We start from the raw sequence: 10,880 nt of genomic DNA on the forward strand, positions 1-10,880 counted from the left end.
AGGCTCCTGCCAGCAATTTAAAGGGACCACCCCCATGGAGGGAGCGCCGTGAGCGCCGACACAACCAGACATCGCGAGGATCCGGGCGCCGTGCGCGTCCTCACGATGTCCAGCATCTCGTTCACCCTGATGTTCGCCGTGTGGCTGATGTTCGGGATCCTCGGCAAACCCATCCAGAAGGAGTTCGGCCTGGACTCCGTGCAGCTGAGCTGGATCAGCGCCGTCGCGGTCCTCAACGGTTCCATGTGGCGCCTGCCCGCGGGCATCCTCGCGGACCGCTTCGGCGGCAAGATCGTCTTCACCGTGATGATGGCCTTCGGGGCGGTTGCCTCACTGGCAGTTTCCTTCGCCGACAACTACGCGATGCTGCTGATCCTGGCCTTCTGCGTCGGCATCGTCGGCAACTCGTTCTCGGCCGGTGTCGCGTGGAACTCGGCCTGGTACTCCCCTCAGCACAAGGGTTTTGCCCTCGGCGTTTTCGGTGCGGGCAACGTCGGCGCCTCCGTCACCAAGATCATCGGCCCCGGCATCATCACGGCAACCGCGGGCAGCGCCGTGCTCGGCTTCCTCCCCGGCGGTTGGCGGCTCATTCCCATCGTGTACGCGATCCTGCTGATCACGGTCGGGATCCTCCAGTGGTTCATCACCCCCTTCCCGGATCGCACACCGGGAGCGAGCGCCAAGATTTCCGAAATGCTGACACCGCTCCAGGACATCCGGGTGTGGCGCTTCAGCCTCTACTATGTGATCGTCTTCGGGGCCTACGTGGCCTACTCGGCAATCCTGCCCACCTACTACCAGGACGTGTTCAGGGTCGATCTCGGCACCGCCGCCCTCCTGACCACCACCTTCATCTTCCCCGCATCGCTGCTGCGACCGCTGGGAGGCTGGGTCTCCGACCGGTGGGGTGCCCGCGCCGCCATGTACGCGACCTTCGTTCCGATCGGCGCTCTTTTCACCGTCTTGTGCATCCCCAGCGGGGTCGACGCACAGGGCAACGCCTACGGCCTACCGCTGTGGCTGGTGGTGACGCTGATATTCCTGATCGGCTGCACCATGGGCATCGGCAAGGCCGGGGTCTACAAGCACATCCCCACCTATTTCCCCCGCCACGTGGGCTCCGTCGGGGGGCTCGTCGGCATGCTGGGCGGCCTGGGTGGCTTCTTCCTGCCGCCGATGTTCGCCTACATCGAGAAGTTCACAGGGCTGACATCTACCCCCTTCATCGTTCTGACTGTCCTGACAGGCCTTACGCTGATCTGGATGCATCTCGTGATCTCCCGCATGAAGCGGGAGAATCCCGAGCAGGATCTCGTCGACGTGCCCGACAGCGCCCAGCCAGCGTAGGAAGGAAGACCAATGAGCACACCAGCCGAGAAGCCACGCTCCACAGAATGGCTCGAAGACTGGGATCCCCAGGACGAGTCGAAGTGGGACTCGAAGATCGCCTGGACCACCCTGACCATCACGACGTTCTCGCTGACCATGGCGTTCGCCTCATGGTTCCTGCCGAGCGCCATCATCCCGAAACTCACCACCATCGGCTTCCAGTTCGACAACGCCCAGCTGTACTGGATGACCTCCATGGTGGGCCTGTCGGCAGGCATCCTGCGCCTGGTCTGGATGATCCTGCCGCCCATCATGGGAACCCGGAAGCTGGTCACCGTGACCTCGCTGCTGATGGTGCTTCCCCTGGTGGGCTGGGGATTCGCGGTGCAGGACCTCAGCACGCCCTACTGGGTGTTCATGCTGCTGGCCTTCATCGCGGGGATCGGCGGCGGAGCCTTCTCGGGCTTCATGCCATCCACCTCATACTTCTTCCCCAAGCGGCTGCAGGGGACGGCACTCGGCCTGCAGGCCGGTATCGGTAACTTCGGGGTGTCGCTGGTCCAGCTCCTGACACCTTGGCTGATCGGCTTCGCGATGGTGGGATGGTTGGGGGCTGCCCAGACCGAGCAGCTCAACGGCGCGACCCGCTCCGTCTGGTACCAGAACTCGGCGTTCATCTGGATCCCGCTGACCCTGATCTGTGCCGTCCTGGCATGGATACTGCTCAAGTCGGTTCCGATCAAGGCCAACATCAAGCAGCAGTTCGACATCTTCAGCAACCCCGACACCTGGTGGATGACGTACCTGTACATCATGACCTTCGGCACCTTCTCGGGCCTGTCTGCGCTGTTCGGACTGCTGATGAAGAACCTGTACGGTCTCGGCAACCCGGCCCTGGTGGCCGCGATCGAAGCCGGCGCGCTGCCCGGCTACTCGATCCCCGACCCGGCCGCGTATGCCTTCCTCGGCCCCCTCGTCGGCGCGGGCGCCCGCGTGCTGTTCGCCCCCCTCACCGACAAGATGGGAGGCGCGATCTGGACGCTGATCTCCGGAATCGGCATGGCCATCTCGATCGCCTTCACCACACTGGGGCTCGTCCCCGACCTGTCCTCGACCGACTCCGTCAACCGAGGCTTCACGATCTACCTGTGGGGCATGCTGGCAATCTTCCTGTTCTCCGGAATCGGGAACGCCTCGACGTTCAAGCAGATGCCGATGATCTTCGAGCCTCGCCAGGCCGGCGGCGTGATCGGCTGGACGGCGGCCACCGCTGCCTTCGGGCCCTTCATGTTCGGCGTCGCCCTGACCCTCGGCGTCGCCCTGCACTCCACCCTCGGTGCCGTCGCGTTCTACTTCCTCGGCGTGGCCTTCGCCATCGGTGGCGTGATCATCACGTGGCAGCGCTACGCCCGCAAGGGTGCTCCAAAGCCCAGCTGAGCAACCTGGGTGGTGAACCCGCGTGAACAGCATCGCGCGGGTTCACCACCAGATGAGGTAGGCTGCGACAGTTGGCCCCGTAGCTCAGGGGATAGAGCACCGCTCTCCTAAAGCGGGTGTCGTTGGTTCGAATCCAACCGGGGTCGCCACGATGAGGTTTACGAATGCTCCCCAAAGCCGTTTGAGCCGACCTGCAAGCGCTACAGAAAAGATCGAGTCAAAACCAACCCACACACCCAGGAACCTGCGGCCGAGTTCACCATCCGACCGCCAGATGGTTTCGACACAGCCGCTCGCTAACGCTCACGTGCTGGTTCAACCGGCTTGGACCTGGTCTACTGTTTTCCGCGATTGAGCAGCTGCTCGAAGGGAGTGACCTGCTCGAATTCGTCGGCGGGTCGCTGACGTTGCGGACCGGTCAGGCAAGACCGCAACTCCCCCACCGCGTCCTCGATGCGCCGCTGGAGCTCAGCTGCTCCGGGGCCGCCGAAGTCCTCGGTGGCGGCAAAGACCCCGGTTCGCACAGTCCGGGCCCCGAGGTAGGAGAACAGCGGACGCAGGGCGTAGTCGATCATCAGGGAATGCCGGACGGTGCCGCCGGTGGCTGCCAGCAGCACCGACATACCCTTCAGGACTCCCGGTTCGAGAATGTCGAAGAAACTCTTGAACAACCCCGAGAAAGATGCGGAGAAGGTGGGCGTAACCGCCACCAGGGCATCGGCCCCGGTTACGGTCCCGATCACGTCGGCGAGCGCGTCAGAGACGAGGCCCGTCAGCATCGCGTCGACGATGGCATGGGCGTGATCCCCGCAGGGCCACGACCCGCACGTCATCCTCCGGCATGGCGGCCGCGAATCCGTCAGTCAGCAGTTTCGTGCTGGACGGGGTCCTCAACCCTGCGTGAACTATCACGATCCTGTTCACAGCCTGCCCACCGCTCCAACATTGTCCTCCTCGGCCCGGGTACCGGTCCACCTGTCGACGGCAGCCCTGCCCTCGGCGGGCTCGCCGGTTCCGAGGGCAGCGCGCCGGGCCGTGTGGGCGGGGGCATCCGGAACGCCCGGGGCCCGCCTGGCCGCGAACTCGCGGCGCAACACCGGAACCACCTCGGTGCCCAACAGCTCCACCTGCTCCAGGACCGTCTTGAGCGGCAGTCCAGCGTGATCCATGAGAAACAGCTGACGCTGGTAGTCGCCGACGTAGTCGCGGAATCCGAGGGTGCGTTCGATGACCTGCTCGGGGCTGCCGACGGTCAGTGGAGTCTGGGCCATGAAGTCCTCCAACGACGGGCCACCCCCGTAGACGGGGGCGTTGTCGAAGTAGGGCCGGAACTCGTTGACGGCGTCCTGCGAGTTGCGGCGCATGAACACCTGCCCGCCGAGCCCAACGATCGCCTGCTCCGGGGCACCATGCCCGTAATGGGCGAAACGCCGCCGGTACAGCTCCACCATGCGCTTGGTGTGGGAGGGCCCCCAGAAGATGTGGTTACTGAAGAACCCGTCACCGTAGTAGGCGGCCTGTTCCGCAATCTCGGGGCTGCGAATAGAACCATGCCACACGAACGGCGGCACCCCGTCGAGGGGCCGCGGGGTGGCAGTGAAGGCGTGCAGCGGGGTGCGGAAGCGACCCTCCCAGGTCACGACCTCCTCATCCCACAGGCGGCGCAGCAGCGCATAGTTCTCGATGCTGAGGTCGATGCCGTCTCGGATATCCTTGCCGAACCACGGGTAGACCGGTCCGGTGTTGCCGCGTCCCAGCATCAAGTCCATGCGACCGTCAGTGAGGTGCTGCAGCGTCCCGTAGTCTTCGGCCAGCCGGACCGGATCGGTGGTGGTGATCAGGGTGGTGGCCGTGGACAGGATGATGTTCTTCGTCTGCGCGCCAACCCACGCCAGGGTGGTGGTGGGCGAGCTGGCGACGAAGGGCGGGTTGTGGTGTTGCCCGACAGCGAACACGTCGAGTCCCACCTCGTCGGCAAGCCTCGCGATCTCGACGGTGCCCTTGATGCGCTCGTGCTCGGTGGGGGTGCGCCCGGTGGTGGGGTCGGTGGTCACGTCACCGACGCTGAAGATTCCGAACTGCATGTCGTCTCCTCGGACAGGTCAAAATGATTGAACAGTAAACCAAACTGGCGGTTGGTTTATTCCTGCCCCACGACGACGTGGTCGCTCAGGCTGGCCCCCACGCAGCCAGGTGGGTTTCTCCCCTGACCTCGCCGACCTTCTCGCTCCTGCCCAGAAGTATTCGATTCCCCGGCATGCGGGGCACCGGATACCAGTCGCCACCGTCTCCCACCGAGATGTCGAACATGTCACCGGAGCCGACATACTGGGCGCGGATCCCATCCGAGGAAGTCTTGCCAACGACGATGGAATTGAAACCGTCGGATACCCCCATCGCCTCTTCATCACCGACGGTGAATCCGAGTTCGCCTTTCGATGTTTCGTGGCTGACATCCACAGGAGCAACTGTGTAGCTGAGATTCGAGGTCTCCTCCTCGTTCTTGGGCAAGGCCATCACATGCGCCTTGCCATCCACGTTGACCAGCCGGGGCCAATGCACCCCGTACGCTTCCCCACGGATCCCTTCAAGACCTGGAACCGAACGACAGCTGCTGGCATTCTGCCCATTACACAGCAAGATGCTTCGTTTTTCCCTCCAATGTCCTTCCGCGCCGGCAGCGCCTTCTTCTCCTGCACGGGTCAAGATTCCGACGCCATTGGGCCACGACACGTACTCGTAATCGGTCTTCGACGTGTCGACGATCTCGAAATTTCCTTCACCCGCCTCGGTCAGGCTCGGGTTGCTCCTGCCGTCCAGAGTCCGGGGACCAATGTGGAGAGGATAAGGAGACATGACGGGATTCTCGCTGGTCGCCAGCACTTCCCCATTCCTCGCTGAGCGCAACTTCTCGATGGGTTCTTTTCTCGTGGTCCCGGCATCGTCCGAATACTCCCAGATCGTGAATACATCACCGGTCACCCCGAGGTATCTGACTTCCCAGCCGAGGCCGTATCCCCCAGGAAGCTCTTCCCGCCAGACCTCACCACCCGTACCGTCGAGTCCGAGCAGGTGGGCGCTGTCCCCTTCCCCACCGGGAATCGCGACGACCACCCCGTCGGCCCAGGAAACCACTCGTCCCCGTCCCGCCGAGTTGCTGTCCTTACCTGCGCTCTCCTGGGGAAGAGCGATCAGGTCACTCCGGGTTCCCGTCTCGTCCAGAGTGAAGACCGTTCCCGCAAGATCGATGCAGATAATCTTGGGAGCGGAGGGAAGCACGTCGCAGCTCCATTGTGCATCAGCGTCGAGGCTCCACACCACTTCTCCGGTCGCTGCTGATACACCTGCAAGTCTGCTGCCATTCGCGTCGAGCTTGGTGTCGTCACAACTCCTGTTGTTGACCACCCAGACCACCCAGACATCACCGATCACCAAAGGACCATCGTCCAAGGGGCCGCCCCGCAAGGTGTTTCCATCGTGTTGCGGCGTTTTCGACCAGTCGTAGCAGATGCGTGGTTCCCTGAAATCGGGGAAAGCTGCAACGAGGTCGAGTTCCCACAGCTTCTTTGCTCCATTCACAAAACTGGTTCCGGGGTCTTGGAGAGGCGTGAAGGTCGGGAGTGCCAGTGGCGCGGAAGAGGACCCCTCGGGTTCCGGTGCCGCACGGTTCAGCAAACTTGGTATCACCGCCCCTCCGGCGACGATGAGAGCAGTTATCACGGCGAGGATGAGCCACCCGGAACGCCGCCTGAAAAACCCTTTGTTCACTTCGGCTTCTTGATTCCGTGGTTTTTCGGATGCTTCCACGTGCTCCATTGCGAGGCCCTCTTCCCGGTGCTCATCGGTTGGGGCAGAGACTACAAGCCATCAGGGTCATTTTTCGTTTTCAAACAGTCATGCGATCTTTCGGAAATACTCGCTATCCGGCGTCGTGTGCCCTGGGCGGAGCCGGGAGCACCAGCGGCGTTCCCGTCACCGGGTCAGAAGTCACCGACACCTTGAGGCCGAACACCTGCTCCACCGTCTCCGCGGTCATCACATCAGAGGGTTTTCCCTGTGTCAGGATCTGACCGTCACGCATGGCGATGATCCGGTCCGCATAGCGGCATGCCTGATTGAGGTCGTGCAGCACAGCCACCACGGTGGTGCCGAGCACTTGGTTGAGCTCCCGACACAGCTCCAGCACCTCCACCTGGTGGGCCAGATCCAGGAATGTGGTGGGCTCGTCGAGAAGCAGCACACGCGTCTGCTGTGCCAAGGCCATCGCGATCCAGACCCGTTGCCGCTGGCCACCGGACAGCTCGGCGACGCGCCGAGTGGCCAGCGCACTGATGTTGGTACGTTCCATGGCGACGCTGACCTGCTCGTCATCCTCATCGGACCACTGGTGCAACACACTCTGATACGGGTACCGGCCACGGCTGACCAGTTCGTGGACGGTGATGCCCTCGGGAGCTATCGAGGACTGCGCCAGAAAACCGACCTCCCGCGCGAAGGCCTTGGGGCGCATCCCGGAGATCTCCCTGCCATCGAGCAGGACTGTTCCCGAGCGCGGCGGCAGCACCTTGCTCAGCGACCTCAGCAGGGTGGATTTGCCGCAGGCATTCGGCCCGACGATCACGGTGAACGATCCTGCTTCGATGGCGACGTCGAGGCCCGCCACGACATCGGTGCCACCGGCATATCCCAGATGGAGGTCCCGGCCCTCCAGCACGAAGAACCGGGCTTCGTTCCCGCTCAACCCTGGATGGCCTTGACGATCTGGTCGCGGACGACGCGTGCCGCAGTGGGCCCGGCGTTCAGGAAGAACGGGTCATCATCGACCTTGACTGCGTGCCCGGCACCCACCGCCTTCAACGATCCCCAGAGCGCCTGTCCGGTAAGTTCCTCGTCCTTATCTCCCTGGACTCCGTAGAAAAGCCAATCCCCATCGGCCTTGTCAAGGGTTTCGGAGGAAAGCTCCTGGGAAACGCCGTCGGTGAACTGCTGGGTATCAGGGCGTTGCAGCCCCATGTCGGCGACAACGGATCCGGCGAATGATGCCGGTCCGAAGACGCGAAGTTTCTCTCCGTTCTTGCGCAGCAGCGAGATCGTTCCGGCGGTGGTCAGTGCGGATCCGGCCTCGGCGGATTCCTTCCTGAACGTCTCCAACAAGGAGCGGGCCGCCTCCCGTTTGCCGAGAGCATCGGCCAGCAACAGGAAGTCGATCTTCCAGAATTGTCCGGTACCGCGCATCACGACGGTGGGGGCGATGGCTGTCAGGTTCTTGTACAGGGTGTCGGCGTCATCCTTGCCTGCTTTGTTGGTGAGGATCAAATCTGGTTTGAGCGCTCCGATGGCCTCGATATCCGGTTCGGTGCGAGACCCGACCTTTGCGATGGCCTCGATGGCGGAGACCTGCTCTGGGTAGGCATCCTTCAAGTACTGGGCGACAGGATCCTCAGCCCCGGACGCAGTGGTGGAACCCATCGGACACATGCCGAGGGCCAGCATGGCATCAGCCTGTCCCGTGGAGATGACGACCACCTTGGCGGGGGCGGCGTTGATCGTCGTCTCACCCTGTTGATGGACGACGGTGCGCGGGAAGACACCGTCGGCCTGCCCCGATCCCATTCCGCTGTCCAGCTCGGTGGGGACGACAGTGCTCTTCGGGAGACTTTTGGAGGACCCGGAGCCCGCTGACGCCGAACCGGAAGCTGCAGGAGAGGCTTCCGGGGATCCGGAGCTGGAAGGGGATGAACAGGCGGCGAGCACAGCCAGGACGGAAACCGCCCCACCTGTCAGGATCGTGCGGCGGGAAACAGTGGGAGGCTGGGGACGCGTGGCTCGGAAAGCGCTCATGAATGCAAGGCTAACCTTAATACCGTGACAAAGACCAGCATATCTCGCAGCTCGTCGCACTCCTCGACCCGAAAAGGCTCCGCACACCGTGCGACCCACCGCTGACCGGACCACGTCCCCCCGCACGGAACTGCCGTCCCCGATCCGCCCGGGGATCCTGCGCTCCCTGGCACCCGTGCTGGCAGTCCTGATCCTCCTCGTGCTGATCACCGAGAGTCTCGCCCTGGGATCGCGGACTCTCAGCCCGCAAGAGGTCTGGCAGGGACTCCTGGCGCACGACAACTCAGTGGCCAGCAAGGTGGTGTGGGAGCTGCGCATCCACCGCACCATCCTCGCGATCGTGGTGGGCGCAGCTCTGGCCGTCGCGGGCGTCGTCATGCAGGCCCTCGCCCGCAACCCCCTGGCGGAGCCCGGAATCCTCGGGGTCAACGCGGGAGCATCCCTAGCGGTTGTCGCAGCCATCGGAGGCCTCGGGTTCACATCCGTGAACCAATACCTGCCCTTCGCGTTCGCCGGCGCGGCGGCGGCCGCGGTGCTCGTCCACATGATGTCGCGGCGCTCCGCCGACGCCGGACCCGCCCGTCTGGTGCTGGCCGGTGTCGCGCTGGGCGCCAGTCTCTCGTCGATCACCGGCACCATCACGATGTACAACAGCAAGATCTTCGACTCCTACCGCTTCTGGGTGGTGGGGTCACTCGAGAACCGGAAACTGGAGGTCCTGCTCTGGGTAACCCCGTTCCTGGTGGTGGGTCTGTTGCTGGCCCTGGCATCCGCACACAGCCTCAACGCGCTGGCTCTCGGGGACGAACAGGCCACGGCACTCGGGGTGAACATCGCGGTGGTGCGGGGCGGGGCGTTCATCGCGATCACCCTGCTGTGCGGGGCGGCCACGGCCGCCGTCGGCCCGATCTCCTTCATCGGTCTGGTCATTCCCCACGTGGCCCGCCTGCTGGTGGGGGCCGATCAAAAACGTCTGCTGGCGTGGTCGATCACGGCGGGTGCGGGGCTCCTGCTGGCGGCCGACGTAGTGGGACGGCTCCTGATCCGCCCCACCGAGCTGGAGGCGGGGATCGTGACCGCTTTCATCGGCGCACCCGTACTGCTGGTGCTGGCCGTGACGAACCGGACGAACAGGAGGAGAGCATGATTCCGGAATCGGTTCGCACCCTGGGCACCCCAGCCGGCCATCGTCGGATCTCCTTCGGACACCGGTCGCGTTTCAGTTTCCTGACGCACTGGCGGTCACTGGTGGTGGTCGGTATCGCGTTGCTGGTCATCCTGTTAGGTTCGGTGGCGTCGCTGACGACGGGGACCTACCCGGTATCCCTCGACATGCTCCTGGAGGTGTTCCAGGGCAGGGGTGAGGATCTGACCCCCTTCATCGTTCTCGAACAGCGGCTACCACGGGTGACGGGGGCCGTAGTCATCAGCGGCATGCTCGGAATGTCGGGCGCGATCTTCCAGAGCGTCTCCCGCAACCCGCTGGGCAGCCCCGACATCGTCGGTTTCACACGGGGCGCGACGACGGGCGGCCTGTTCGCCATCCTGGTGTTCGCCTCCTCCAGTGCTCTGGTCACCGGAGCCGGTGCGATCGTAGGCGGCGCCGCCACAGCAGCGGTGGTCGTGCTGCTGACCATGCGACGTGGGGTCGGTGGGGACACCCTCGTGCTGACCGGTATCGCTCTGGGACAGATGCTCGCCTCCCTCAACGACTACCTGCTGGCAGCAACCGACATCGAGTCGGCCGAGGCAGCCAAGACCTGGCAGCACGGCAGCCTCAACGGCATCACGTGGGCAACCGTCACCCCTCTGCTGGTTACTGCGATCCTGCTGCTCCCGGTCGGGATGTGGCTGGCCGGGCCCGGCAGGATCCTCGAGATGGGCGACGACGCGGCCTCGGGGCTCGGTCTCAGGGTTCGCCGGACCCGCTCCGTGATGATCGGCTACGGCGTGGTCCTGGCAGCGGTGTGCGTGGCCGCGGCCGGCCCGATCGGTTTCCTGGCCCTGGCCGCTCCCCAGCTGGCGGGCCGGTTGTCGCGCTCGGCGGGGATCAATCTCCTGCCGACGTTCATGGTGGGCGCGGCCCTGCTGGTCCTGGCCGATTTCACTGCGGGGAGGCTGCTCAGTCCTTTCCAGATCCCCGTCGGACTAATCAGCTCGGCCCTCGGCGGGCTCTACCTGATGTGGTTGCTGGGAATGGGGGGCCGGCATCGCACGTGAAAGGTTCGAGGACAACGATCGCCCGCTTCTCTTCTCGCGTTCATTGCCTGCCC

General features: G+C 64.2%; 9 protein-coding genes and 1 tRNA gene. 5 read left to right on the plus strand and 5 right to left on the minus strand.

Annotation, left to right across the window (positions count from 1 at the left end; translation table 11 throughout):
- Positions 1–48 precede the first annotated feature (48 nt).
- The 3 genes from V7R84_RS05860 (at position 49) to V7R84_RS05870 (ending at position 2,915) form a co-directional block, all read left to right on the plus strand.
- The gene (locus V7R84_RS05860) at positions 49–1,347 is read left to right on the plus strand and encodes an MFS transporter (protein ID WP_338573037.1); all 1,299 of its coding nucleotides are present in this window, start codon (positions 49–51) and stop codon (positions 1,345–1,347) included.
- A gap of 12 nt (positions 1,348–1,359) precedes the next feature.
- Positions 1,360–2,766, plus strand: coding sequence for an MFS transporter (locus V7R84_RS05865; protein WP_338573040.1), 1,407 nt, complete (start codon positions 1,360–1,362; stop codon positions 2,764–2,766).
- A 73-nt stretch (positions 2,767–2,839) separates the two neighbouring features.
- A tRNA-Arg gene (locus V7R84_RS05870) sits at positions 2,840–2,915 on the plus strand.
- 186 nt (positions 2,916–3,101) lie between these two features.
- Here the strand turns inward: V7R84_RS05870 and V7R84_RS05875 are convergent.
- The 5 genes from V7R84_RS05875 to V7R84_RS05895 form a co-directional block, all read right to left on the minus strand.
- Positions 3,102–3,599 (minus strand): CE1759 family FMN reductase, encoded by a 498-nt coding sequence (locus V7R84_RS05875; RefSeq protein ID WP_338573043.1) that lies wholly within the window; start codon positions 3,597–3,599, stop codon positions 3,102–3,104.
- Positions 3,600–3,686: 87 nt separating this feature from the next.
- Positions 3,687–4,850, minus strand: coding sequence for an LLM class flavin-dependent oxidoreductase (locus V7R84_RS05880; protein WP_338573045.1), 1,164 nt, complete (start codon positions 4,848–4,850; stop codon positions 3,687–3,689).
- An 85-nt stretch (positions 4,851–4,935) separates the two neighbouring features.
- The gene (locus tag V7R84_RS05885) at positions 4,936–6,534 is read right to left on the minus strand and encodes a hypothetical protein (protein ID WP_338573047.1); all 1,599 of its coding nucleotides are present in this window, start codon (positions 6,532–6,534) and stop codon (positions 4,936–4,938) included.
- Positions 6,535–6,685: 151 nt separating this feature from the next.
- The gene (locus V7R84_RS05890; protein ID WP_412728090.1) at positions 6,686–7,507 is read right to left on the minus strand and encodes an ABC transporter ATP-binding protein; all 822 of its coding nucleotides are present in this window, start codon (positions 7,505–7,507) and stop codon (positions 6,686–6,688) included.
- Entirely contained in the window at positions 7,504–8,607 is a 1,104-nt protein-coding gene (locus tag V7R84_RS05895; protein WP_338573049.1) for an iron-siderophore ABC transporter substrate-binding protein, read from the minus strand. The genes V7R84_RS05890 and V7R84_RS05895 overlap by 4 nt, the downstream gene beginning before the upstream one ends.
- Before the next feature lie 88 nt (positions 8,608–8,695).
- On the opposite strand from V7R84_RS05895, the gene V7R84_RS05900 reads away from it, so the two are divergent.
- Positions 8,696–9,754: an iron ABC transporter permease gene (locus tag V7R84_RS05900; RefSeq protein WP_338573051.1), complete on the plus strand. Its 1,059-nt coding sequence runs from the start codon at positions 8,696–8,698 to the stop codon at positions 9,752–9,754.
- Entirely contained in the window at positions 9,751–10,827 is a 1,077-nt protein-coding gene (locus tag V7R84_RS05905; protein WP_338573053.1) for a FecCD family ABC transporter permease, read from the plus strand. Before V7R84_RS05900 ends, V7R84_RS05905 begins: the two co-directional genes overlap by 4 nt.
- Positions 10,828–10,880 lie beyond the last annotated feature (53 nt).

It is taken from the genome of Arachnia propionica (assembly GCF_037055325.1).
Lineage (GTDB): Bacteria > Actinomycetota > Actinomycetes > Propionibacteriales > Propionibacteriaceae > Arachnia.

What these genes read in the sequence shown, in the direction of transcription:
- V7R84_RS05905 (WP_338573053.1), top strand. Translation starts at nt 9,751, where the DNA reads ATGATTCCGGAATCGGTTCGCACCCTGGGCACCCCAGCCGGCCATCGT.
- V7R84_RS05865 (WP_338573040.1), top strand. Translation starts at nt 1,360, where the DNA reads ATGAGCACACCAGCCGAGAAGCCACGCTCCACAGAATGGCTCGAAGAC.
- V7R84_RS05895 (WP_338573049.1), bottom strand. Translation starts at nt 8,607, where the DNA reads ATGAGCGCTTTCCGAGCCACGCGTCCCCAGCCTCCCACTGTTTCCCGC.
- V7R84_RS05880 (WP_338573045.1), bottom strand. Translation starts at nt 4,850, where the DNA reads ATGCAGTTCGGAATCTTCAGCGTCGGTGACGTGACCACCGACCCCACC.
- V7R84_RS05875 (WP_338573043.1), bottom strand. Translation starts at nt 3,599, where the DNA reads ATGACGTGCGGGTCGTGGCCCTGCGGGGATCACGCCCATGCCATCGTC.